Below are 25,481 nucleotides of genomic sequence, written 5' to 3'. Positions count from 1 at the left end.
CGGGGCGTCAACAATACAGGTCATGCGAGGCGCTCAAAGGACTGCTCGATCGACTTTGAGCGGTCGCGATCCGCGAAGGGATCGAAAGACGCTCTTTCTTCGAATTCTACAACATGAGTTGCCGTCATCTTCGCCTTTTGCTTGCGAGATCGAACCGCACTTTTTTCAGGTTTGTCACCGCCCACGCGGCTCCCCGTCGGATCAATCCTGATAAGGGATTCTTCCGAGTTTGCGGACGAGCTGTTCATGCGCGCATTGCGACGCCGTTCCTTCAGGGGGAGCTTGTCGTAACTCTGCTGGATACTGCGCAAAAGGGCGGCTTTGCGGGTGCAAAGCTCATCGTCCGTAATAAAGGTTTCGTCATCTTCACGTTTGTGGCGTTGGAGCTCAACATGGACGCGCTCACTAAGGCGGTAGGCATATTTCTCGTTCGTACACGGCAAGGGCACATATGTATTTTTTGCTTCGTTCCACACGAAGATGCGGGACAAATCTTCGGGATGATATTTGATCTTCACCTTCACCGATCCTGGACGCAAATTGGCTGCCTGAATGGGGAGCAGATCGGCTAGCAGACTGTCGACCGCATCGGATCGGTATGAAAGGCCCTTAAACTTTACGCCCTCATGATTCAGCATGCGATCGCGGACCAATGTGCCCATCGCATGTTCTAAGGCAGCGAGGTCGTGGGCCAACTCCAGACCATCGCGTTTGACCCCTTCGCGCCAAACCCTGAGAGGCGTATCATGAATGCCGAGATGCCTATCGCTCGGGTAGATATCTACGAGATAGGTACAGACCAACTCGTCAAGTTCCTCAAGAGTCAGAACGGCATCGGACTGTGGGTCGATCCTTCGCTCCCGCAACGCAAACGGATGGTCGACCACGGCACCGGGCAATTTGTGAACGAGCTGATCGTCAATTCGCGAAAAGAACCGCTCGAGAATTCCCTTATACTCTGGGCGCCTCACAGGTGCCCATTCAATCGAAATGCCACTATCTGCGCAAGCATCTACGAACGACGAGCCAGTATTTTCCCACGCATTATCGGCCAGAATTGTTCGCGGTACGCCGAACGCTTCCCATCGCCCCTCAATTTTGGGAAAGCGCAGCTTGAGGTCCGGCATGCCGCGCACGGCCGCACGAATACATGCCATCGCTGACAGAACGCTCGGATCCTCGAACGACAGAAAGTATCCGAGGATCATCCTCGACTTTACGTCGATCAACACGACGAGCCACGGCCGACCGATTATCAGCCCACTCCTTGCGTCGCAAACGTGAACGTCCATCCTCTTTTGGTCGATAACTGCAACGTCCAAGATCCGCTTCGCACTGAGCGAGTCCCGAATCGCTTTGAAGTGACGATCTGCGATATGTTTTCCCTGCCGCATGGCAACATTGTCATATGTCCGCTCCTGCCGGAGCCAACGCCATAACGTAGTGCGCCCAGGCACTTTTAACTGCGATTGCCCACCTTCATGGCGACGTTGGTTTTCGGAAATCAATTCCGCGCGAACTTCTGTCTGGAAATCCTCAAAGGTCACCCTGTAGTTTGACCAGTACCGCCGACACGCCACCTCGTAAGCCTTCTGCACAGACGGATGACAGGGTCGGCGACTAGCAGTCGTAGGCCGCCTATCGCCCATCTGCCTCGGTCGACGGTCACCTTCCTGCCCGCGCTCGCGCAACCACCTGCGAAGTGTATGTGGGCTAGGCGGAGCGATCTGATGGGGCTGCCGCGCCTTGTTGGCGTTGATAAACTCCAGCAGTTTGGATGTGGATTTTGGGACCGGCGATTTGTCGTATTCGCTCACCCAATAGAACCTCCACGCCCGGGCAATTTTCTTGGTGGGGGATTCGTCGTCCCCAACATTATCGCCCGGCTTTTCCTGAGCTCGATGAAGACGAATTCTGCCGTCGGAATATGCCGTCAGAAATTCATCCGGTGTGAAATTCACCGCTCGCCGCGAGCGGGTACCGAGGAATTGGAGATCGTCAGAACCGTCGGCGCGAGGCTCCAACGAGGGGATGAGACTGTGGAAAGTGAGATCGTCACCATCGACTGTAATGCGTTCGCCGACCTCGAAATTGTTGAGGCCCCTCATGGCGACCTTCCTTCGAGGAGGGATACAGCTGCTTCATCATGGAGCCCGTTGGTCACGTCAATATCTAAGATCCGGCGAACCGCCATTGCGAATAGCGTGGCTTTGGAATGAGCGCCCCCCAGTCTTGACAGAATGTCGTGCAGCGGTTTGCTCTCGCTCCGCAGCTCGCGGTGAACAGAGGTGATGTCAGCCGGGGTGATTGCGGTTCGGCGATAAGCTTGGATTTCTTCGATTGCCGAAAAGGAAGGCTCGTCCAAAATCGATGAGCCGTCTCTGATCTCAAAACTGAGACCCAATGCAGCGTATATCTGAGACGCTTGCTCCAGTTTCTCGGTGTACTCGGTATCTTTTTCGGGATCGAAGGTGTCCTTGACCTCGACAATCCTCCGCTGGCCGCCCGCAATGAGATCAATACGGTCTGGCGTGTAGCGACGAGCTTTTCCTGCCCACCGCCAGTGCATCGTTTCCGGCTGCACGGCATAGGATGTGATCTTCGGATCGACCTCGCAGCGGTAGAGGTCGCGCAACTCGAGCCGTGACTCCCACGGCAGCGAATTGCCCATTTTGACGCTGAAATAGCGCCCCATCGCCCGGGCGCGGCGCCCGTTCGAGATCCTCACGTGGCCGCCGCCTTGGCGGCGCACAACTCGCACGTCCTCGATCTGAGTGTCGGCCAAAGGCAAGCTCAGGCTTACGGAAAATTTTTCAGACAACCAATTACTCCGAATCGCAATCCCATAATGATTGCGAATATCGGTAGAATTTTCAACTAATGATGGTATGGCCTCAATGTAAAGTGAAACTATCATTCAATGTATATCCAGAATGTCACTGAGTTTAAATGAATAGTGAAGTGAGAAAAAAGGTAACCTGCTTGAAGGTTTCCTCTTGCAATTGTAGCTGTCTGATCGAGCCGATTCGCATTTGCAGAAAATGATCGGCTTTCGAGCCCGTCCGAAGTTGACGCGCGCGCAGCTAGAGAGAGAAGTATTATGAGTAGGAATTGGATCGTAAAACAGGCCGCCTTCAACCTGAGTTCGCTCAAGACGCTGACGGGTCAGGACGATCATCGGTGCCGGACGCTGGTGGAACGGTATCAGCGGTCGAGTCCCATCGCCGGGCGTGAATATAATGTCGACACTGCAATCGGTGCCATTGGCTTCGCAGCCATGGACGCGGCCGGAATTCCTTTGGACGTCGGTTCCGGCCCGTTCCGTGCACTTATGTATTACGTGCTCTCGGAATTGGCTCGGACATCACTCCGGTCAGGCTTCAAGGGGACCCCCGAAGAGTTGGCCCAGTTTATTGAGTGGTTTGAAACGGGCAACGAACACCTCGATCAGCGCAGGCTTCACGAATTGCTGAACATCCACGAGCGCGAAGCGAACCGGTTTTTGGTGGTTGCTGGACAAGATTGCTTCACCACGAACGACAAAGACGGAGCCTTCGAGCGCGGAGACCACGTCGCGCGCAAAGTTGTGGACGCAGAAAAGATTGCCGACAAACTGCGGAATTATCGCAGCGATCTTTTCACGTTTGAGCCGGCTAAGCCGGGTCGCTGATAGCAGCATGCGCCCCCTAATGGGGCGCGGCTACTAACAACGGGGAAACGGAAAGTTGCTGTATAATGGCGATCTACCAAGTCTATCTGATGGGCCACAGCCATCCCCTCTCCCTTGATCTGCCCTATCGCGATCTTGGAGATCTCATGACTGAGGCATCCCGTACCAAGTTCCTGGCCGGTCACATGCCCATGGCCGACGACCATGGAGTCTGTCGGGGCGTCATGGTTGCGACCGGCCGGATTCAATGCGTGATCGAGGCAGACTAGGCAGTCAGATTTTCGTTTTCTTTTCCACGACTGCGCATTCGGCATGTTCGATCGGGGGAAGACCCCAAGCCCGCACGTAAAGACTATCGTTCTTCCGCGTCAATTTGAGCGTTTCGCGGTCGATCGAGAAGTTGCGGAACGCGATATTGTTCGCCGTGAACACCGCCCGCGCTGCTTGAGGGCCGCCACGGGATTCCCAAGAAACGGTGTTCGCGGATGTGTCGATCCGAAGCTCGAATGTCTCTGGCGCCGAGGGCGGCAGAAACTTGCAAGACAGATCGGTTGGCTTTTCGCTACCTGTTTGCGCCCACGCCGCTCCCGACCAGCAAGCCGCGACAGCCGCGGACGCCATTGCAATTCCAGTCAGCATTTTCATCTCGATGTTCCTTTCGAGGCCTAAGTAGGAGCAAAAGGTTAACAAGGGGATTCTTACTCCGTGGACTGATACTCCCCTCTGACACGAGGTGCGGGCATGGACCCGTATCTCGACATCCTGGGCAAACGCATCCGCGCCCGCAGAAGCGAGCTTGGCATGTCGCAGGAACGGCTTGCTCATGAGGCAGGATTGGATCGCAGCTATGTTGGCCGGATCGAGCGTGGCGAACATAATCTGACGTTCATTGCGTTGGTGCGGTTATGTCGGGCTCTGAAATGCGATGTGGCCGCATTGACCACGAGCATTCCGGCAGGGCAGCAAGAATAGCATTGAGGCGGCTCGCGCCAGGCCGCGAGTGCTTAGACCCGATAATTGAGCTCCCTTGCGGAACCATTTGGGCTTGGCTGAACCGAAGTTTTCAACGGCCCGATGGGAGTGCGCAGTTATCGATATCCGCTGCTTTCCTGGCCCCAATGCGCCTGCATCATGCTATGTCGATGCGATCGCGGAAAATAATTGCACGACATAAAAACGGAAAATTCCGGTCGTGCATCGTACTTCTGAATGGAGGCGCGAAGAAAGTGACGTGAACAGGGAAAAGCGCGCACGGATCATGGCTTGGGTGGGGAGTGAGATACTTCCCCACGAGGCCGACGTGCGCGCCTGGCTTCGTCGCACGCTCAATCCCGAAGACCTCGAAGACGTCATTCAGGAAACCTACTGCCAGATCGCGAGCCTCAACGACGTGGGCCATACCCTATGTATCTTTAGGGACGGGTGGTGCTTATCGATGCCCAGGGGAGAAGATTTTGCCGATACTGACATTTGAACAGGCAATCGCCGACTCCCGACAATTCTCGAAGAGGCACTTGCTCTTGGGCAATGGCTTCAGCATCGCTTGTCGTGCGGACATCTTTCACTACGGCTCACTTTACGGTCAGGCCGATTTCTCCGGCGCGCCCGAGGTCGAGGCCGTTTTCGCGGCTCTTGGCACGACAGATTTTGAAGCAGTTATCCGTACTTTGGAGAGCGCTGCGGCCATCCTTCCAGCTTATATAGCCGATGGCAGTGCGGCACCGGCCAAGATGCTCCAGCACGCCGGCATGCTGAAGGAGATTTTGGTTCAGACGATAGCGGGCAACCATCCGCATATTCCGTCAGACATTCCCGACGCGAAGTTCTGGGCGTGCCGACGCTTCCTTTCGCACTTCCTCACAGGCGAAAAGGCGGGCTGCGTATTTACGCTGAACTACGATCTCCTCCTTTACTGGACCCTGATGCACGAGGATCTACCTTTCGGCGATCCTATCAACCTCGCCAAGAACGACGGCTTCGGAAACGACGAGGACGAGCCCGACGCGGAATATGTCGTGTGGCAGGGAGAGACGAATGCACATAGCGCCAACGTCATGTTCCTGCACGGTGCGTTACACCTGTTCGATTCCGGCAAGGATTTGCTCAAATACACATGGGTCAGAAAGGGCGTTCCTCTGGTGGACCAGGCCCGCGCGGCGCTCGCCGACGACAAGTTTCCGCTGTTTGTTGCCGAGGGGACCAGCTCCCAGAAGAAAGACAAGATCCGACATAATGCCTATCTTTATCAAGGGCTAAAGCAGCTCACGAGCAATGTGACGCAAGGCAGGCATTGTTGGTTCATCTTTGGACATTCACTTGCTGCAAACGACGACCACATCCTCACGCGGATCGGTCGCGGCAGGTTCAAGAAGCTCTATGTTGGCATTTATGGTGATCCGCTCGAGGAATGGAACGAGCAGATTATGGTTCGAGCCAAGTGGTTGGCGAGCCTTCGTCATGAGAAGTGGCCGCTGGATGTGGCATTCTACGATGCGGAGAGCGCGCAGGTTTGGGGCTAGTTTTCGGACTTGCGAAAATGGCAGGCCTATTCTTGGGCGCATTTATGGCAATTCGCTTTAGTATATCCTGATCCGTCGAAATGCTCGCGGTGTCCCGACCATTGAAAGTACCTCCATGTCCGAAATTGCTTCGCTACTGGATGACGGCACGATAACCGACCCGTTTTTCCAAGTGATCCATGACGGAGAATGGAATGCCTGCATCGGCAAACAGGGCGATGATCTCAATTACGTCGAGGGATATCTGGATGCGGCGCAGATCCTCGTCGACACGTTGATCAAACAGGAGAATTACCGGGGACGCGATACGCTTGCCATGCCGATCCTCTACAATGCCCGCCATGGGCTCGAACTGGCGCTCAAGTTCATCTTACGCGAGCTTTCTTCGATCAACATGGCGGTTCCGCGCGGGGGGGCGGCTGATCATGATGTGAAGGCATATTGGGAGCAGCTTTCGGGTCAGCCCATCGGCGATCTGCATTGTAGGGCGCTGATTGCGGAGCTGCAGCCCTTCGCTTTGAGCCTTGGCTGCATCGATCCCGGTGGGCAGGAGCTGCGCTATTTCGATAGCCGCGACGGCAAACAAAGCCTCGCCGAAAAAGCAGTCGTCAATCTCCCGCTGATTCAGGCAAGTATAAGAGGCTTGCGTGACATCTTGGGAAACCTGATCAATCGCGTATTCCAGCTCAAAGAGGAGGTCGCCGCGGGCGCGATGACGAACGAGTGCTCGCGAGCCGACTTGGTCGATATCGCCCGCATCGTAGGCCCACAAGCGAGGTGGATCGAGGAGAGCTTTCTCGATCGAAAGACCGAGGCGAAGGCTACGTTCGGACTTTCGGGCAATGGCCTATCCCGAGCGCTGACAGCGATCCGGGAAGGGCGCCAGCTAAGGACGCTAATCGGGCTAGAAGCGCCGCTCGCGCATTTGACTGCAGGACTGGTGCTCGAAGTTGCTGCGAGGTGGCTCCAAACATATCCGCCGCCGACGCTCAATTCTGAGCCAATCATCATCAGCGCAGACGAAATCGATTTCGAAGAGATGGTAGCTCATGGCGAAGCCGTGGCGGCTCTCGATAATTGGGTGATCGATCGCCTATCGGTCGAGGAGTTCGCCGACTTGGAGACCGTCTTTTATATCGGACGCGATCAGCTGTTCGGTGAATTCTATGAACGGAAGCTCGACGGCACGCTAATTGCTCACCGTCTCGAGCCGAACCGTTCTGCGGTCGTCGATGACATCATGTCCAAAACCAATTTCCTTGACGGGCTGATTGCGGGATTGTCCAGGGTCGGGCAGCCCAATCTATCGGTCGCGGTCGAACAACTACAGAATGGCGCACGGCGGAAGATATGAGCGGAAAATTCTCGCCATTTGTTATCAAAGCCCTCGTCGATGCCATCACCGGCGGTGCTGGTAATGACGGCACCGCACCCATTGGGATTTATCGATCCGGCCCAAAAATCGAGCAATTCTTCCTCGATTGCGGACTGGATATGCGTGTCGGTGCCAGTTCTCGCGTGCCTGCTACCACCGACTTTCTTCGGCAGATGGCCGTGTACCATGACGGCAATGGGGACCTTCATATCACGCGCGTGATCGAACGTGTCTGCGATCCGCGCGACTACCTGGCCTATCCGGCTAAGGCGGCCGCGGTGAGGGATCATCTCAATGGGGCGCTCGGGGCCGACGGGTTCGCGGTGACTGTTGTTGGCGGGAAGGCCGTCCTCGTAGAGCGATCGGGAGCAGGGACGATTGTCGAGCCTTTCATCCAGAAGGTAGCGACACTGGATTTCGACACGGTACAGATCGAGATCGCGCGCGCGCTCCCCAATCTTGAGAATGATCCAGAGGACGCGGTGACAGCCGCCTGTTCTCTGGTTGAAGCAGTCTGCCGTTCAATATTGGTCGAACTCAAGCTCCCGCTGCCGCCCAAGAAAGATATCGACAGCTTGCTCCGCGCTGTTCAGGAGCCATTGGGACTATCGCCAGGCCGATCAGACCTCGCGCCGGAAATCGAGGCTGATGTGCGGCAGATCCTGGGTGGTTTGACGACGGTGATCAAGGGCGTAGGCGCCCTTCGGACGCATGGCGGCGATGCCCACGGACGCGAAAAGGGCTTTCGCCGCATCGACGCCCGCATCGCGCGTCTGACTCTCAACGCTGCCAGTTCGATTGCGCTCTTCTTGATCGAAAGTTGGGAACGCAAGGAGCATCGATCGTTACCACAACATCCCGAAATCCATTGAAGAGTCATTGGGCCGATGCGCATACCGTTCGATTGCCGCCGCATAGCAATCCCTGTAAGGGCGAACGATGACAAAAGAGCAACCTGCGGACGCGGTCCAGCCGGCCCCCGTCGTTCCACCCCGACCGCAAACGGTCGCGACCAATTCTTTAAAGGCCAATCCGCACAACCCGCGAGTGTTGTTCGACGAAGCCCCGTTGCAAACGCTTGAGGCATCGATCCGAAAGGTCGGTGTGTTGGTTCCTCTCACTGTCTATCAAGCCGCAGGCAGCGACATTTTCACAATCCTCGACGGACAGCGTCGGTGGATCTGTGCGCAACGAATCGGCCTCACTGAAGTCCCGATCAACCAGGTCACTGAACCGACCTTGGCGCAAAATATCGTCACAATGTTCCAGATCCATAAGCTCCGCAAAGATTGGGAGCTTATGCCAACTGCATTGAAGTTGGGCGTCCTCATAGAGCAGCTAGAGGAGAGCCGAGAGGCTGCTTTGGCTGACCTAACTGGCCTAGATGTGGCGGTGGTGACGCGGTGCAAAAAGCTGCTTTCGTTTGAGGAAGAATTCCAGGACCGGATGCTCGATCCAGATCCTGAGACCCGGCTAAACGCGGATCTATTTATCGAAATGTATCCGATCATTACAGATCGGACTGTGCGCTCCGCTGACTGGTACAACAGGGCGGAACTCATACGGGCATTGATGGACAAGTATCTTAATCTCAAGTCCGGCTTTCGTGCGGTAACAGACTTCCGCAAGATCAAATCCTATCTCACGGCTGCGCGGAAATCAGGAACTGAGACTGAACTTCTCGCAAAGTTGCGTCGGTTTATCAGCGATCCTGATATGATGATCCAAGATCTTGAAGTCGATGAAGCAAGGATTCACACAGAAGCGGAGACCCTGACAAGGCAGATAAGCCGCCTACGTTCGATTATCACAGCTCTCGATCCCGAGGAGTTTATTGCTGAGGAAGGCCTGTGGGAAGAGCTTGAGGCTTTGCTGTCCGACGTGAAAGCCAAACTCGCAGCTGGCGAACGGCGGTCAAACTGATGGCGGGAAACAAGCAGGCTGGGTGTGAGCAGTTAGCATCCGACGAACAACTCGAAGCATGGGTAAAAAGCTTCGCCGGATATCGGCAACCGCCAACGAAAGATGAGTTGCGCAAGTGGCTGGGCCGGTTTGATGCCGAACATCTTTCGACAGCTCACAAGGTTCTCGATGCCGTAATCGTGGTCGCAGAACGCGAAATTCATCAGGGCTACCGGGATGCGCTGACATCCCTCCCGGGTTGGAGTAAGTCGCCCGCAATTCGTCAGGGCCGTTGGTTTTTCGTCGGCGTAGGCGGAGCCGGCGAGAGTGGGCCTGCCATGCTTCGTATGTTCCGGGAAGCGAACGGCCTCACGTCGGCGATTTGGCAAAGCTATTTCAAAATGCCGCGCGAGCTACCCCGGCTCGCCCTGACGGCGTACGACCACGTCGTCTTTGTCGATGATTTTGCCGGCACCGGTCGTCAGATTACCTCCTACTGGCCGCTGATGCAGGAGCTCGTTGCTTCTGAAGCGACTTGCTATCTGCTGCTGACGGCGCTCACCGAAGATGCAGAGCGAGCCATCCAAGACAATACAGAGTTGGAAATCCGGGCGCCTCTGAAACTTGGAAAAGCTGCAAACGTCTTTGCGGCCGAATGCGACCGGTTCGACGATAACGAACGGCAAATACTGGACGCTTATGGAAAGATTGCGTGGGCGGCACACCCAAAAGGGTTTGGAGCCTGCGGACTGACGCTAATTCTCAGTCATAAAACGCCAAACAATACGATCCCAATTCTACATGCTAATCACGAGCACTGGGAAGGTCTCTTCCCTCGCAACCTACTCGCGGCTTAGCATTGGATGCTCCAATTTAAGCTATCCTTCTTGACCATTCGCTCGATCCTTGAGACGAGGTTTCATGCCATCCGGTTTTTGGGCTTGCCAAACCGAACTATGACTCCGATCCTCCGGCGTCGCCGGGGAATTTTATGACTAGTCGCATCAGCTACATGGGTACTAAACACGACCTCGCTGATCGCGTGGCCGAGGTTATCGCCAGCTGCCGCCCCGGACGGCTTCTGGATGCCTTTGCAGGTATGGGAGCTGTGGCCGATGCCCACGCGGGGCGACGGCAGGTCTGGACAAATGATGTCCAGCATTTCGCCTATCTCGCAGGCAGGTGCCGCTTCACCGACCCGCACGGCCCATTACCAGCCTCCCGCATGCGGGAGCTGGTCGCGCCAATCTATCAGCAGAACATGCGCCTGCTGAAAGAGCAAAACGAAAAGATCTGGACACTGGCAGAAAAATTGCCGGGTGCGGCGACTTTCGAAGAATTCGAGTTCGTCTTTGACCGAGTGTCTCAGGAAAATCTCATGCATGAGGGCGCATATGGCTGCTTCACAGCAACCTATGCGAATGCCTACTTTTCGCTACCGCAATGTGCGGAAATAGACTCAGTCCGCTGCGCGATCGACACGCTTCGCGGTCGTGGAGTCCTGACTCAGGGTGAATTTGAGTGGGCTGTTCTAACCTTAGGACAGGCCGCTCTTCGGATTGCTAATACGACGGGGCATTTCGCTCAGTTCCTGACGCCGAGCGCCAGTAATTTTAAGCGCGTTTCGAAACAATTCGGACGCTCCGCCTTCGATCAGTGGCTGGTGAGCCTAGACACGTTAAAGCCGTCGGGCACAACGGAATGGCGGTCCTCCAACCTTGCCACGCGGTCTGATTGCGACGCCTTGCTCAAGAGGCTCCATAGCTCGAGCGACGTTGGCGTTGTCTACTGCGACCCGCCGTACACCGATGATCAATATTCACGCTACTACCATGTTTGGGAGACGTTGGTTCTGAACGACTACCCACCGGTCACCGGCGCGGGTCTCTATCGGCCTGACCGATTCACTACGCCTTTCTCGCTCCGAAGCAAGGTGACCGGGGCATTCAAGGCGCTTGTTGAGGAAGTTGCGTCGACGGGCGCGGATCTCGTCCTGAGCTATCCTTCAAACGGACTGTTGCATGATGTTGGTGGAAACCCGCTCGAAATACTGCAGAATGCCTACCCGAATGCTGAGTTGATTGCCCAGATCGAGCACAGCCATTCTACCATGGGTGCCTCTAAGGGCAGCGCAACAGCCAGCGTCTCGGAGTGTATTTATTTGGGGCGCGCATAGCCAGGGAAGTTTCAGATTAGTGGTGGCTCGAACTCTCCTAAAATGAAGTTCCCGGGCAGGGTGTTCGCAAGATGCTCTGAAATCAGCGACAACGTCTTCAGGTCCTCGTCCTTATAGGAACGACCGCCAGGGTGAGCGACAATCCTCCTGATACGGTTGAACCCGTCGAACCAGCCACTGTAGAAATGCTTGCCTCCCCCTTCTTCTTGCAACTGAATGCTGAGCACCTCCTTTACTGCTTCTCGTACCTCTTTCTGGACTGCGATTTTCTGCAGCTGAATCCAGTCGAGGTAGGTTTCGACAGAGTGCTTTTCGCCGGCCTCATCGTCGATACGCTTGGCTTGGCAGGCCTTCTGAATTTCCTTGGGCACGCCCAGATCGAAGAAGTCGTCGCCATAGATCGCGCGAAGGCGGTCGATCAAATATGCCATGACGACCTGCTGAATCCATTTCACTTGCCGATCCGCTAGGTCCACCACTTCTGCCGACGAGAGCCGCTTAAACTCTGAATACCCCTTTGGAGCGAAGTCGGGTGCCACCGCGACTACCAAATCGACAATACTGAAGAAATATTCGTGGAAGCCGCTGCTGCCGAATATTACTTTGAACCGATCTTCGAACTCTGCGTCGGTAGCCGTTCCGATGTATGAGAGCACCGGATCAATATAAGGCTTAATGCCAATATAGAGGTCGTGGACTTCGGCGGCCTGGGGTTCAAAGCCAAGCTTCTTCGAAGCGTGGTCGATCAATTCGCTGAGAAGGCGAATGTGACTGCCCACGCCGAAGTTGGTGCACAGTAAGCCTGCCTTTCCAGCCTCCCAGCGTTCTGGATTTGCTAGGCGCACTTCCTCGAAATGCAGTTCGAGAAGAGTGACTATGCGCCTGAGACTCGCTTCGGACGTGCCATCCCAGCACGGGCCTTGAACGATTTCTCCGGTGCGCGGATTGATCGTTCCAACTAAACCAGATTGGTTGATCCGGTCCTGGATGCTGCGGACATTGAGAGGTTGGCTAGTTCCAGCCGTGATACCCGGCGACACGACCTTTGCCTCCAGGGCGCCGCCGCCGCGCGTATTTAGAAGGTCAACTGCACGGGAGGCAATTGCTGAAAGGCGTTCTTTGGGGATTTCCGAATCCCACTTCACCTCGCCTTCCAAGGCGGAAAGAAGCGTCGGCGGAACGGTCGCCTGTTTAGAGTTAATCTCGACAAAGATGTTGGCCTCCTCCGACGCGGTGACCGAGTCAAAGCCGATAAAAAATAATGGCGTCGTATAGTCTTCGGTGGTGTAGGTGGTGCCGTAAAGGCGGTGCTGTCCGTCGATGATCCAGCAGCTCTTGTATCGATCGGGAAGCACGAGGTTACCGAACGCCACAGAGGAAATGTCATCCTTTGCTGTTTGCTCGAACAAAGGCTTGCGGTGGAAATTGAGAAGTATGGTGTTGGGGAAGAATTTTTTCCCGTCCAGGAACTCGCCAATCTGTTTGAGCCGGGAAGGCTTGACGATTCTTTGATATGAGGGCGCACCTGACGGATCCCGCAAGTCGCGGTGATTTACGAAGGCAATCCGTAGAATATCTTTTGCGAGAGCGGAGAACAGGTAGGCTGTTTTTCCGCCCAATTTGGTTTTAACTGCGGGAACTTTCCGGCCGGCGAGTGCTGGGACTTTTTGGTTTTCGAGATATTCGGCATGGAACTGGTAACGGGCGGCTGGACCTAATTTCTTCGAGAATTCCTCGAAATAGATAAGCTCAAGCCCTTGTATGACGTTGATCTTGTGATCGGATGCGCGCTTGATATCCTCTTCCGACCACCGGATGTTGTCTGTGACAAAGCACCAAATGATCTTCGGCTTGAAGCCATCGCCATAATGTCTGCGGATGGCGTCGGCCATCGGCTTCATTAGCCCGGCAAATTCGTTGAGATCCTTCTGCAAAGACCTTTTTGTCGGAACTTTGCACGCCTTGCATTCGGCAATGACGATTGTCTCGTCATCTTTGGCAAATACATCGACCTGTTTCTCAATCGCATCGTCACCCTTGCCGACGACGACGCGAAAATGGCGTCCTTTATTGAGCTCAGCGTAGCCGAAGCGGTACAGGATATTCCAGAAACGATTCTCGATGAGTTCGTCGAAGCGCTTCGGCCGCCGCATTCGCAACGAATTCTTGTTTTCGCGCTGAAGAGACCACCCGTCCGCTTCCCGGGTCGCTCGAAGCGGGAGTTCGACGGTCTCTTCATCGAACGGCTTGCTTCGGCGAGCGTACTCGGCACGCTTCTCCCCGAAATCCTTTACTAAATTCCCAATCATCCTTGCACCCCCACAGCCGATTAAGGCAAATGGATGCCAGTGTGTCAAACAGGATCGGCGGACTAATGACTGAAATTACGGCTCCCGTGTCGCGCTTTGAAACTGTCGCCGCAGCGTTGCGTAGTCTTGGCGGTCAGGCGCGGCCCGTAGAGATCGCAGATGAGGTTCGACGGCTCTTCCCCGGATCATACACGGGAAATCTACTTCAAAGTGTGCGCGGACGAATCCAAGAATGCTCTTCCGATTCCCATCACTGGAAAAAGAAGCGTGATCTATTTTACAGCGTACACGGAATTGGCGGTGGAGTTTGGGGGTTGCGCGACATGGATCCGCTTAATCCCGTGAACCGAGACGGCTTTTCCGACTCTGTAGAAAGTTACATGGCATTCGAAGGTGCCGCCACGCTGCGCACGCATCTGCGGCGCGAGCGTTCTAAGTCTCTCGTGAATCGCTTCAAAAAGCAGTTGCGGACACTTGCATGCTCGGTATGCGATTTCGATTTCGGAAAAACATATGGAGAACTGGGCCACGGCTTTATCGAGGCTCATCATAAAGTCCCAGTTTCTGAGCTAGAACCAGGTGCAGCGACGCGGATAGAAGATCTCGCCGCCGTTTGTTCAAACTGCCATCGAATGCTGCACCGGTCCGGCACGCTTTCTATCGAGGACCTACGGTGTCGACTGTTGTGAGTTGTATCAGCGGTTTGTCTCACCGGCATCGGCTCGGTCGACGCATGGTTCGCTTTTCGTTGGCTTGGAAAGAAAAAAATTTACGCTGAAACGGCCTGCGACCTCCATAACATCCGTTGAGCGAAGTAGGAACTTGCGAAATCTTCTCCTCGCTCGGGTCAGTTGGCAGCAGACACTACTTGCGGACGCGCTAAGGTTCTGTTTGGTTTGTCCGGATGAATGCAAAATCAAAAACCGCTGACATTGAGAATGAACGACGTCTGCTGGTCGAACGCGCTAAAGCGGCTGCGCAGTTCGTGTGGGACGAAGATGATGAGGCGGAGCCCAACCCGGAGGTTTCGGTCCCCGAAGATCCATTTAGTCCGATCTTCGCGACGACGTTCATCGACGCGTTAAATGGCCACATTCAAGCAACGGGCAATCTTCTCAAAAAAGCGATCAAAGGGGCGTCGCGGAGCGCCGAAGGAACAAATGTCGATCCCTTCCATGGCATCATTGAAGTAGTTCAAAATGCCGATGACCAGCGAGCTCGATCGGTCCGGCTCGCGCTTCGCGACGGACCAGGCGGACGTCAGCTTCTGATCGCCCACGATGGGTTTCCGGTCACCTACCGCAACGTCCCTGGAATGATGCTCCCATATGTTACCACTAAGGAGGACGAAGCAGATCAGCGGGGTCGGTTTGGGATCGGGCTGAAGACGCTGCGAAGGATATCTCGCCGACTGACGGTTCATAGCGGGCCGTATCATTTTGGCAGCGGCCAAGGCGTCGAAATAAGAACTGCTGACCCGGAAGCTCCAATTCCGGGCCTTTTCGATGCATTGACCGACACCTTGCTGGTGATCGACCTGGATAATTTCGACGAGGAAGCTTTTCATCGCTGGTTCGAAACGTGGTCGGACGACAGTCTGATTTTTCTCGACTTCGTTCGGAATGTCACGTGGCAGAAGGAAGATGGCCTTCACGCCTCTGCGTCGGTAGAACCGGCTGAGTGGATGCCCCTTGGCACAGTTGAGGGGCTCAACGCCGATCTTGAACGTCGAAAAGTCAAGTCAGGCCGCAAATCATGGGTGGTGATGCGCGCCCATGTTCCCGTTCCGGAGGGTCAGCATCGGTCGCACAAGCGCGCTGGCTACTCGACGCCGATCTCGATCGCTACCTGCGGTCAGGAGGAGCGAGCAGGTCTCTTTGTCGGCTTCCGAACACGCGTTCCTACATCCTTGCCATTCGCTATCGACGCACAGTTCGATCCGACCTCATCCCGGGAAAGCATTCTGGAAAATCGCTGGAATGATTGGCTGATTAAAAGCTGCGCGGACGTACTGGCGGCGGCGGCCACGATCATACTTCGATCGGAGCCTTCCAAAGCTTGGCGGTTCGTGCCGCTTCCCGAGGATTCTATCGGTGATGCGGGAACGCAGTGGCCACGCGAGCCATTTGAGAAGTGTTTCTCTCAAAGTCGAGCCGCCTTCTCAGATCAAGCCCGGTTACTGGTGGCATCGGGAGAATATGGGCTAGACGCCCTATCGTACGAAGACGCCGCGCTGACCCACATTTTGGAATCCCACGACATCGCTCTCCTGGCCGATCGGCCGGCCGCGGTCGAACCCGCCGCACGTGATCGCGATGGACGGTGGCGACGTGTACTTGATGCACTCGACCAAACCGCCAAGGTGTGGCCAATCCACATTCTCGACGCGATCGAGAGCGGCACCTTTTCCGAAAAGTTGCCAGACTGGTGGGTCGAGACGGCAGCGACGATCGTTGATGAACTATTTAGTGGGGATATCCATGGCCGCTCCCTGTGGCTATGTGCCGACGGAACGATCGCTGCTTCTTCGGCAAGCGGCACGACCAGCCGCAAGCTTATATTCGGGCGGGGCGACAATGCCTTCGCCGAGGAGCATGGCTTGTTCAATCGACTGCATTCGGCTTTCGAATGCGAGCGGGGTCAGGCTGCGATAAAATGGCTCCAAGTCCATGCCGATTTTTCAACCAAAAGTTCGAATGAAGAGGCTCTTCGCGCTTTTGCGGAGAAGCATGAAGGCGAGCCCTTGGAGCTCGGTGACCCGACCCTAGTGCAGATCAAGTCGATGCTCGATCCAATAACCGGGTCAAAAGCAAAGGAAATCGGGGCGGCTCTCGGTCGAGCCATCTTGTTGCAGGCCAGCGACGGCAGCCGCCGGGCCCCCGTTAAGCTGGTGGAAGCTCATGCGGCATATCTTCCCAAGGCGATCGACAAAGATACGCCAAATTGGCCGAATGCCGCGGCCGGGATCCAATCGATGCTCTGGCTTTTGCCAACCTATGAGGAGCGCTTGCGTACGGGTCTCGGCAAAGCTAAGAAGCGCGACGATGGCGTAAAGCCGCGCGGTGCGAAGACTTTCCTCTCCTTGCTAGGGGCAGGAACGTCGCCTCGGCTCGTTGTTGCTCCGCAGGGAACAAGCCGGACCGCGTCGCAGCGCAGCGAGCTCTCGGTCGCTGACGCCAACGATATCGAAACCGATCTGATCTCGCCAGATCTGGACGAACTCCTACGGATTATAACGGGTGCGAGCGGCCGGATAACGGTCAAGGAACGGCGTCTGCGCGCAATTTCTCTAATTCGTGCAATGGCGCGCGACTGGGAGAAGTTGGCGGCGGGATCCAAAGTGCCGTCGCGTAAAAGAGGGAGAGTTCATGTCTACGCCAGGGGATTGGTCACCGCGCACTGGTTAAGCAGGCTGCGGGAGATCGAGTGGATACCTGTTGGCCGGTACGGTTTCAGCAGACCAGTTGATGCCGTTCTCAAGAATGCGAGCACCGAAGCAATTTATGGCCCCGACGATTTCGTGCAGGGTGTGGAAGCGGCGGATATCCCGGAGGCAATGGCGGAATCGCTTGGCTTTGTTCGCCGCGTGCGGGCTAGCGATTTGGTTGAAATGCTCGAGAATATGCGGGACGGTGCAATTGCCTTCGATCGCGGGAAGGTCAAGCTTGCCTATCGTCATCTCGATCAACTGGCACCGCGACAGGTGTGGGAACCAGTCGGCGACATGAGCGTCGCGTGGCTCCGCAGTCGCTTTGGTGGCGGGGGCGGCTTGATCATGGTCGAAGATGCAGATGGAACTCCGGCATGGCGACGACCCAATCAGGTTCTTCGAGGTCGTCGCGTTTTGCCATCGTCGGCGCGTTACGTTCCTGAAGGCGGTACCTATGGCAAGCTCTGGCGCCTGCTCGAAGTGCCGGAAACTCGTGCCGCCGACTGCATCGAGTTTCTAAAGGAACATGCCGAGCGTTTGCGCACCACCGAGCAAATCGGTGAATTGATTGAGGTATACCGTTTTCTCGATTCTCTTCTTGCCTCCGCCGATGCTCGTATCGCCGATCGGATTCGCCATGTACCCTTGGCTTGCGGCGTCGACTGGCGCGCGCGAGGTCCGATCTATCTTGTGGGCCAGGAAGATTTGCGCGAAGGCCTGCGTGCGGCGCTTCCGTCCATGTTCTTTTGGGATCCTCCGTGCGACCCGGTTACCATTCCGAGGCTTGTCGAGGCGCTGCGCGTGGTATCTCTTGATCCCATCGTCCGTGCGGTCCCGAGCAAGCGCGCGGAGGAAGTGGGTGATGATCTGAGCCAGAGATTCCGGCAAGCCGTTACACACCTGTCCGATCAACTGGCGCGGGCGGCTGGAAACCTGCGAAACACTCTTAAAGTCAGTTGGGATCAACTCACCGATATGAAGTTGTTTGTGTATGACGACGGCGTGCCGGTGGTAGTCTCCGATCCCGCATTTTCTCGCCGCGTGCAGCTCAATTTGCGCGTGCATGTTTCTCGACAGCCCCTCGAGCTCCATATCGTTGCAGATGCGTTAGGCGTCCGCGGGGAGGGCGGACGCGCGATGGGTTCCTTCTTTGCAAAACCGGCGAGTTGGGGCTTCGACGGCGAATGGGCGTTAGCCTGGCAGGAATCCGAGCGGCGAGAGGCTGAAGGGTTGCGGTTTGCTGCCGATGAGGAAGAGCGGCGTCGCCGTACCGAGGAAGAAGCCGCGCGGATCCGCGTTGCTCGAAAGGGGAAAGTTTCTTTGCCGGGAGGGGCGCCGTCGCCCGGCCCGTCGCCGCAACCCACGCCTCTTCCGCCCCGGAAGCTAAAAAGCGCGCTCGCCGGCATTGGGGAAGTAAAGATCATTGTCGGTGTCCCGCCTAAGCCGGCGAACACACAAAGGAAGAATCCGCTCGAGTCAGCACCCTCTCGTTCTTCTACGTCGTCGAGCACCACACCGCAGGCGAATGTCGCCTATACTAATATCGAACTTGAGGATTTCGGCTGGGCACTCGTGAAGCATGTCTTGTCTGACGCCGATGGCCCCGAACTCGTTGATTTTCGTCGGCGGCATCATGTGGGTGCGGATGGCGCGTTCGATTGGACGCGTTTTGTGGAGCTCAAGGCGAGCGCGCGCTCGATGCCGACCTCTGTTCAAATGACGCTATCTGAATATGCTCGTGCTGTCGAGAAAGGGCACGACTACATTCTCGCGCTGACTTCCGGTGCCGAGGAAGGTTACGAAACCAAGGTCAAATTGATATTCGATCCCGTTAGAACCGCAACCGTTGCCCAGTCAGAAAGCGTGCGCGTGAGCGGATTGGCGGAAGCCGGGGGAATTGAAATCGTCCTACCCGACGACGAGAATTCCTAGCTGATTTGGTGTCAAAGGGTGGGCCGCTAGGATCCCGAAGATTGGATTGCTCATTTATCAAAGAAGGCCGCTCCTTTCGGAACGGCCTTCCATTGTTAGCCGAACGGAATTTTCGGGTGAGTCAGACTACCTCTAGCGAGGTTAGGCACTGCGCCTCGCCAGCATCAGTCGCGCCTCCGGAAGATAATCGCGGTAGGTGACGGGAATTCCTTCTGATGCGCGATAGCCATTGGCTAAGCCGAGTGCGAAAAGGCCGCGTGGTTCCTTCAAAGTTCCGGTTTCCTTCGCTCGCTCGAATAGCTGTTTTGCCAACGCAATTTCCTCTGCGGTATAAGGACGAGGCTTCTTTTTTCTGCTTTTCATTTGTATCTCCGAGAGTTGGATCGAACCACTCGGAGAAGCAGTCGCTAAGCGCGCCCCTCCAAGGGGCAGCGCCGGTCATTCTCGATGTTGAGACGACGGGACCTCGGCTGGAGCCGGGCTGACAGGCAATCGGCCGTCATGCGATGCAGGCTATGATATGGTTTGCAGACTCGGCTGCGTCAACAATCCGCGCCGTTTTTTTCCCGAATGTTGCATTGATTATCTTCATACACTTGGCGGCACGACGTGGGAGCGTCCTGAGTCACTTATTTGGAATTTGAGTCAGCTTCCGTGAAATGCGACAATTGGACATGACGCACGGCACGCGCGGATCGCTATCGCCCGCGACCACCCCGATATCGGTGGCAAGAATCGTCCTGAAAGGGCGCAAATGCGCCGATTTTCGCCACTACCATTGATTTGCCACGCGTGTTACGGCCGCGCGATGAACAGGGTCGTGAACAAACTCAAGCGGTTATGGAAGGAAAGCGCGCACCGCGCCGCGGCGCGTGCGGTGCTGGATACGCCGCCGGTTGTGCCGGCCGACGACGGCCTGGTCCTGTTTTCCATGATCGGCACGCGGGTGCTGCTGCCCTATCTGGTTGCGGTCAAGTCGCTGCATGCGCGGCTTCGGCGCGGGCGCATCGTGATCCTCGACGACGGCACATTGACCGCCGATGATCGGGACATACTTGCCCAGCAGCTGGGAAATCCGCGCATCCTTTCGCTCGCGGATGTCGATACCGGCCCGTGCCCCCGTGGCGGAACATGGGAGAGACTCCTTACGATATTGGACATGCGCGCGAATGATTATGTCATCCAGCTCGATTCGGACACGGTCGCGCTGGGCGCCGTGCCCGAGATCGCGGCGGCGATCGCACAGAATCGCAGCTTCACATTGCGCGGCGATCCGGATTCGCGGCTGTTGTCCTTCGCCGAGATGGCGGAAAAGACCGATGATGCGGCCTTCCTGTTCAATCCCGATGCGCATGTGCAAGGTGCGATCGAGAGCGGACTCGACCGGGTTGCGCTGCCGATGCTCGCAAGCCCCCTCTATGTGCGGGGATGTTCGGGCTTCGCCGGGTTTGCGCGCGGCGGTGATGGTCGCGCGCTTGCCGAAGCCTTTTCGATCGAGGCCGAGCGCTTGCTTGGAACGGAGCGCTGGTCGCGATGGGGCAGCGAACAGGTGACCTCGAACATGGTCATCGCCAACGAGCCCGATGCTCTGTTGCTGCCCTATGACCATTATCTCAATTTCTGGGACGAAGGGGTGCCGTCTGACGCGCGCTTCGTTCATTTCATCGGCAGCTATCGTTTCAGCGGTAGCGCGTATCTCGACGCGACGCGCGCGGCGATCGCTGGGCTGGGCCGGACTTAAACGGCGACTTCCGCATCGGTCGGCATGCGTCGGCCCCGCACCAGTGCGATCAGGTCGCGCACCGTCTCGCGTGCGAACAGGAACAGCCACAGACAATAGATCGGCCCCCCTGTCGCGACGAGCACCCCCAGCCGCAACGCTTGCGGCATCGCGGGCAGCATGCGGTCGACCAGCATCACCGCCGCGGCCATGACCGCCGCGGCGAGAACCGGCGGCGCAACAGCACGCAGCAGGGCGATCGATCCGATCCCGATGATCGGCAACGACCTCACGGCGGCAAAACCGAGCAGCAGCGGATAGGCGACCATCCACGCCCACGCGATCCCGATAATGCCCCATTGCGCCCCTGCCAGGAACACGACGGGCATCAGCAGCGCGCCGGCGGCGGCATTGCCCGATGCGATGCCCGGCCGACCGAGCGCGTCGGTTGCAGGCCGGAGCAGAGTGAACAGCGTCCAGAACGGCATGGCGAGCGCCAGCGGCAGGAGCAGCGGCACGATCTCGCGCCATTTCTCGCCGAGCAGGGTGAGCACAAGTGGCTCGGCCACCGCGGCGAGCCCGAAGAAAAAGGGCATCGCGGCGACCATGATTGCGCGCGTCGAGCGCGTGAAGCCCGCGGTCAGCGCGAGCCGGTCATTCTGCATCCTCGCATAGGCGGCAAAGGCCACCTCGTTGAGCGGCGGCACGACCTTGTTGTTGAAGATCTGCGTCAGCAGCAGCGCTGTGGTGTAGATGCCGACCAGATGCGCGTCGAACCAGCGGCCCGCGACCAAAATATCGGCCTGGCTCTGCACGAAGCCGAACAATTGTCCGACCGCCATAAGGCCGCCGTAGCGCGCGATCGAGCCCGCGCCGCGGAAATCGAAGCTCGGCCACATCCAGCTGCGCGCCGCGATCGTCAGGCCCAGCGCGCGCGCCGCGAACATGGCGATCGGCGCCCAGACCAGGGCCCACACGCCCCAGCCCGCCAGCGCGCCGCCGAGCGCCACGCTCGCGCCGATCAGCGCCGAGACCAGATTGACCTGCGCCTGACGCTGGAACTCCATCGACCGCGCCAATTGGGCATAGGCAAGCGCCGAGAAGGGAATGGTGAGGTAGATCAGCGATTGGACGCGGAGCAGGTCGGCGACCATCGGCTGACGATAATAGGCCGCTGCGAGCGGGGCGCAGAGGGTTTGCGCGAGCGCGAGCGCGCCGTTGAGCAGCAGCATCAGCCCGAATATCTGCCTCAGCTCATGCCGACTAACCTTGTCGCGCTGTATCGCGGCGCTCGCGAGGCCATAGCCGTTGAGCAAGGTGAAGAGCATCAGCATCACCTGGGTCAGCGCAAACAAGCCATAATCCTCGGGCGTGAGGATACGGATGACGAGGAAGGTCGAGCCCCAGGCGATGATTTGCCCGGCGATCTGCGACCCGGAGCGCCAGATAACCGCACGGCGGACCTGCTGGCCGAAATCGGGCGCAATAGGCGTGTCTGGACCAATGGAGGTTTCGGGGGGCATTGCGCGACCTGACATGGCGGTAAGCCTTAGCAACTATTCATTGGCAAAGCATTGCACGCGCGCATCATCGCGGCGCCGTAACGTAAACTGTTGCTATTTAGTCACGAATCACCGGAAAATCGGCAGTCTCGCGCGCGTGCGCGTTGACGCGGCGGGGCGGTGCGCTAGACCGGCCATTCACTGCCGGGCATCTCCCGATAAGCCTTTGGCTGCGCCTCGGTGGGTTTTGGAGAGAGAGATATCGTCATGACTTTGCGCAACATTTTGTTGGGCGCCACCATGCTGTGCGCCGCCACCACTCCCGCCATCGCCTTCGCCCAGGACGCCGCCCCCGCCGATGATGCGGCGACCGCGACCGACGACACCGATTATGGCAACGACATCATCGTCACCGCGACGGGCCGCGCGCAGCGTTCGCAGGATATTCCGATCGCGGTCAACGTCGTCGGCGGCGAGCAGTTGGAAAATGCTGGTATCAGCGATATTCGCGGCCTCCGCCAGATCGCGCCGAGCTTCCAGGCCACGACGGGCCAGTCGACGGCGAGCGGTGTGGTGCTTCGCATCCGCGGTATCGGTACGGCGGGTGACAACCCCGGCTTCGAACCCTCGGTCGGCGTCTTCGTCGACGGCGTTTTCCGCGCCCGCGCCGGTCTCGCTCTCGCCGACCTGCCGCCGATCGACCGCGTCGAAGTGCTGCGTGGGCCGCAGGGCACGCTGTTCGGCCGCAACACCTCGGCAGGCGCACTCAACATCGTCACGCAAAAGCCGAGCTTCACGCTCGGCGGTTATGCCGAGGCGAGCTATGGCAACCTCGACGAGATCGAGCTGAAAGCCGGCGTGACCGGCCCGGTATCCGAAACCTTCGCGCTGCGGCTCGACGGCGGCTATCACAAGCGTGACGGCTATATCAAAGATGTGAACAGCGATCGCCGCTTCAACGATCTCGACCGCTGGTCGGTACGCGGGCAGGCCTTGTTCGAGAAGGACGATGTTTCGTTCCGCCTGATCGCCGATTACGCCAAGACCAATGAACAATGCTGCGGCGCGCTCAACACCAACTCGGGCTTCGCACAGCCGGGCACGCCCGCCTTTGCCGCGAGCGCGGTCATTCAGGGACTGGCGGCCGCCAATGGCCTGACCGGCATCGTTGCGCCCTTCAACCCCAAGGATCGCGAAGTCGCTTACTCGCCCAACCGCGACCTCACCGAAAAAATGCGCGAATGGGGCGTCTCGGGCCAGCTCGATTGGGATCTGGGCGGCGTCGAACTGACCTCGATCACCGCATATCGCGACTGGAAGGCGATCCGCGGCATGGACGTCGATTTCTCGGGCATCGACCGCGCCTATCGCGAAAATATGCCGATCAACATGCGCGACTTCACGCAGGAAGTCCGGCTCAAGGGCACGGCCTTCGACGATCATGTCGACTGGCTGATCGGCGGTTTCTACCTCAACGAAAAGCTGAAATATACCGAACGGACGCGCTTCGGCACGCAGGGCGCGCAATATGTCGACGCCTTCATCAACGCGCTGACCGATTCTGCGGTGCCCGGACCGACGGGTTTCCAGATCTTCCAGTCGATCCCGAATTCGCCGCTGGTCGGTCAGGTGCTGCTGGCTTCTAACCCGCAGCTCGCGGCCGCTGCCGCACAGGCGGGCGTGCTCGATACCTTCCTGACGCCGCTGCCCGCGCCGCAGGCGGGACAGGGCCAGATCGCCGACGCGTATCGCGTCAACACCGAAGCCTTCGCGCTGTTCACGCACAACATCATCGATTTCAACGACAATGTCTCGCTGACCCTCGGTCTGCGCTACAATCATGAAACGAAGAAGCTGAACGCCGATCTGCAGTCGAACCTACCCGGCTGCTCGACGCTGCAGGGTCCCCGTTACGCGCTCTATCGTCAGGCGCTGCAGGGGCTGCCCTCAGGCCTCGGCAACGCCATCACGAATCTGGTCTGCAACCCCGTGGTCAATCCCGAATTCAACGGGATTTATCGCGACAAGCGTAGCGAGAGCAAGCTGACCGGCACCGCCAAGCTGTCGATCAAGCTCGACGATCGGGTGATGGTCTATGGCGGTTATGACCGCGGCTACAAGTCGGGCGGTTACAACCTCGACCGTGGTTCGTTCGACACCGCGTTTCTGCCGGGCGGCAACGGCGCGCAGGCTTCGGACCTCGAATTCGGTAACGAGGACGTCGACTCCTATGAAGTCGGCGTGAAAACCGATTTCAGCTCGGCGTTTCAGTTCAACGCCAACCTCTTCTATACCGAGCTCAAGGGCTATCAGAATCTAGCCTTCGAGGGGAACAACTTCGTCGTCCAGAATTTCGACAAGGTGGTTGCGCAGGGCGTCGAACTTGAATCAATCATTCGCCCGGCGCCGAACCTCAACTTCACGCTCGGCTATTCCTATGTCGATACCGAAGTGAAAGATCCGGCAGCCGGCGACGACAACGGCCTGCCGCTGACCAATTCGCCCAAGCATGTGGTCACCGGTGCGGTCACCTGGACTCCGCAGATCAGCAGCAATGTCGGCGGCCTGGTGCACATCGACTGGCGGATGAACAGCGACGCGAACACGATCAACGATCCGGTCGCGGTGCCGTTCACGGCCAACGACGGCTATTCGATCGTCAACGCGCGGGCCGGGGTGAATTTCGGTCCCGACCAGAACTACGCCGTCGAATTCTACGTCGAGAATCTGTTCAACAAATATTACAACGTCACCTCGTTCCCGATCCCCGAGCAGAGCGCGAGCTTCGCGGTCTACCCGGCGCCGCCGCGGCTCTATGGCGTGAAGCTGCGCGCCAAGTTCTGATCGGCGCGCTGGTCCGAGCCTCTGGCGTCATCCAGGCGTCGGAGCCCGGACAGCAGGTAAAAAGAAACCCCGGCCTCCCGATGGAGAGGCCGGGGCTTTTTT

At 57.5% G+C, this 25,481-nt stretch carries 20 protein-coding genes; 14 read left to right on the top strand and 6 right to left on the bottom strand.

Annotated elements, in window-relative coordinates; all coding sequences use genetic code 11:
• Positions 1-20: 20 nt before the first annotated feature.
• Both SKP52_RS14850 and SKP52_RS14845 read right to left on the bottom strand, forming a co-directional pair.
• A complete protein-coding gene (locus tag SKP52_RS14850; RefSeq protein WP_081997393.1) occupies positions 21-2,108 on the bottom strand; it encodes a Mu transposase C-terminal domain-containing protein in 2,088 nt (695 codons plus the stop codon).
• Entirely contained in the window at positions 2,105-2,821 is a 717-nt protein-coding gene (locus SKP52_RS14845) for a TnsA endonuclease N-terminal domain-containing protein (protein WP_148309148.1), read from the bottom strand. Before SKP52_RS14845 ends, SKP52_RS14850 begins: the two co-directional genes overlap by 4 nt.
• A 279-nt stretch (positions 2,822-3,100) precedes the next feature.
• Between SKP52_RS14845 and SKP52_RS14840 the strand changes: the two genes are divergently transcribed.
• Positions 3,101-3,670 carry a hypothetical protein gene (locus SKP52_RS14840; RefSeq protein WP_039575966.1) on the top strand — a complete coding sequence of 190 codons (570 nt, stop codon included), beginning with the start codon at positions 3,101-3,103 and terminating at the stop codon, positions 3,668-3,670.
• A 65-nt stretch (positions 3,671-3,735) separates the two neighbouring features.
• Positions 3,736-3,939 (top strand): hypothetical protein, encoded by a 204-nt coding sequence (locus SKP52_RS14835; protein ID WP_039575965.1) that lies wholly within the window; start codon positions 3,736-3,738, stop codon positions 3,937-3,939.
• 4 nt (positions 3,940-3,943) lie between these two features.
• Here SKP52_RS14835 and SKP52_RS26170 read toward each other — a convergent pair whose 3' ends face one another.
• The gene (locus SKP52_RS26170; protein WP_228383660.1) at positions 3,944-4,546 is read right to left on the bottom strand and encodes a hypothetical protein; all 603 of its coding nucleotides are present in this window, start codon (positions 4,544-4,546) and stop codon (positions 3,944-3,946) included.
• Between SKP52_RS26170 and SKP52_RS27370 the strand changes: the two genes are divergently transcribed.
• The 8 genes from SKP52_RS27370 to SKP52_RS24685 all read left to right on the top strand — a co-directional run bounded on the left by SKP52_RS27370 (position 4,472) and on the right by SKP52_RS24685 (position 11,642).
• Positions 4,472-4,642 (top strand): helix-turn-helix domain-containing protein, encoded by a 171-nt coding sequence (locus SKP52_RS27370; RefSeq protein ID WP_321164079.1) that lies wholly within the window; start codon positions 4,472-4,474, stop codon positions 4,640-4,642. The two genes, SKP52_RS26170 and SKP52_RS27370, sit on opposite strands and share 75 nt — an antisense overlap.
• Before the next feature lie 259 nt (positions 4,643-4,901).
• Entirely contained in the window at positions 4,902-5,144 is a 243-nt protein-coding gene (locus SKP52_RS26530) for a hypothetical protein (protein ID WP_160292429.1), read from the top strand.
• Positions 5,125-6,189 (top strand): DUF4917 family protein, encoded by a 1,065-nt coding sequence (locus tag SKP52_RS14825; RefSeq protein WP_052208351.1) that lies wholly within the window; start codon positions 5,125-5,127, stop codon positions 6,187-6,189. The genes SKP52_RS26530 and SKP52_RS14825 overlap by 20 nt, the downstream gene beginning before the upstream one ends.
• A 115-nt stretch (positions 6,190-6,304) precedes the next feature.
• Positions 6,305-7,543, top strand: a complete 1,239-nt coding sequence (locus SKP52_RS14820; RefSeq protein ID WP_039575961.1) for a hypothetical protein — start codon at positions 6,305-6,307, stop codon at positions 7,541-7,543.
• Positions 7,540-8,436 (top strand): abortive infection family protein, encoded by an 897-nt coding sequence (locus SKP52_RS14815; RefSeq protein WP_039575960.1) that lies wholly within the window; start codon positions 7,540-7,542, stop codon positions 8,434-8,436. The genes SKP52_RS14820 and SKP52_RS14815 overlap by 4 nt, the downstream gene beginning before the upstream one ends.
• Positions 8,437-8,503: 67 nt before the next feature.
• A complete protein-coding gene (locus tag SKP52_RS14810) occupies positions 8,504-9,487 on the top strand; it encodes a ParB/RepB/Spo0J family partition protein (RefSeq protein ID WP_081997392.1) in 984 nt (327 codons plus the stop codon).
• On the top strand, positions 9,487-10,323 hold the full coding sequence (locus SKP52_RS26165; protein ID WP_148309146.1) for a phosphoribosyltransferase-like protein: 837 nt from the start codon (positions 9,487-9,489) through the stop codon (positions 10,321-10,323). Before SKP52_RS14810 ends, SKP52_RS26165 begins: the two co-directional genes overlap by 1 nt.
• Positions 10,324-10,457: 134 nt before the next feature.
• Positions 10,458-11,642, top strand: a complete 1,185-nt coding sequence (locus SKP52_RS24685; RefSeq protein WP_052208349.1) for a DNA adenine methylase — start codon at positions 10,458-10,460, stop codon at positions 11,640-11,642.
• An 11-nt stretch (positions 11,643-11,653) separates the two neighbouring features.
• Here the strand turns inward: SKP52_RS24685 and SKP52_RS14795 are convergent, their stop codons facing one another.
• The gene (locus SKP52_RS14795) at positions 11,654-13,951 is read right to left on the bottom strand and encodes a DGQHR domain-containing protein (RefSeq protein ID WP_039575956.1); all 2,298 of its coding nucleotides are present in this window, start codon (positions 13,949-13,951) and stop codon (positions 11,654-11,656) included.
• 65 nt (positions 13,952-14,016) lie between these two features.
• On the opposite strand from SKP52_RS14795, the gene SKP52_RS25530 reads away from it, so the two are divergent.
• Both SKP52_RS25530 and SKP52_RS14785 read left to right on the top strand, forming a co-directional pair.
• Positions 14,017-14,640: an HNH endonuclease gene (locus SKP52_RS25530; RefSeq protein ID WP_160292428.1), complete on the top strand. Its 624-nt coding sequence runs from the start codon at positions 14,017-14,019 to the stop codon at positions 14,638-14,640.
• A 215-nt stretch (positions 14,641-14,855) separates the two neighbouring features.
• Complete coding sequence (locus SKP52_RS14785) at positions 14,856-19,313, top strand: sacsin N-terminal ATP-binding-like domain-containing protein (protein ID WP_148309145.1); 4,458 nt, start codon at positions 14,856-14,858, stop codon at positions 19,311-19,313.
• A gap of 141 nt (positions 19,314-19,454) precedes the next feature.
• Here SKP52_RS14785 and SKP52_RS26160 read toward each other — a convergent pair whose 3' ends face one another.
• On the bottom strand, positions 19,455-19,676 hold the full coding sequence (locus tag SKP52_RS26160) for a hypothetical protein (RefSeq protein WP_148309144.1): 222 nt from the start codon (positions 19,674-19,676) through the stop codon (positions 19,455-19,457).
• 457 nt (positions 19,677-20,133) lie between these two features.
• On the opposite strand from SKP52_RS26160, the gene SKP52_RS14780 reads away from it, so the two are divergent.
• Positions 20,134-21,054, top strand: a complete 921-nt coding sequence (locus SKP52_RS14780; RefSeq protein ID WP_148309143.1) for a hypothetical protein — start codon at positions 20,134-20,136, stop codon at positions 21,052-21,054.
• On the opposite strand, the gene SKP52_RS14775 is transcribed toward SKP52_RS14780, so the two are convergent.
• Complete coding sequence (locus SKP52_RS14775) at positions 21,051-22,556, bottom strand: lipopolysaccharide biosynthesis protein (protein ID WP_052208345.1); 1,506 nt, start codon at positions 22,554-22,556, stop codon at positions 21,051-21,053. The genes SKP52_RS14780 and SKP52_RS14775 overlap by 4 nt on opposite strands.
• Before the next feature lie 246 nt (positions 22,557-22,802).
• Here SKP52_RS14775 and SKP52_RS14770 point away from each other — a divergent pair, with 246 nt between their 5' ends.
• On the top strand, positions 22,803-25,379 hold the full coding sequence (locus SKP52_RS14770; RefSeq protein WP_148309142.1) for a TonB-dependent receptor: 2,577 nt from the start codon (positions 22,803-22,805) through the stop codon (positions 25,377-25,379).
• Positions 25,380-25,481 lie beyond the last annotated feature (102 nt).

Origin of the sequence: Sphingopyxis fribergensis, from assembly GCF_000803645.1 — a bacterium.
In the GTDB taxonomy this organism is placed as follows: Bacteria; Pseudomonadota; Alphaproteobacteria; order Sphingomonadales; family Sphingomonadaceae; genus Sphingopyxis; species Sphingopyxis fribergensis.
Note: the sequence above shows the minus strand (reverse complement) of the source record. Positions and strands in the feature narration are given on the sequence as shown.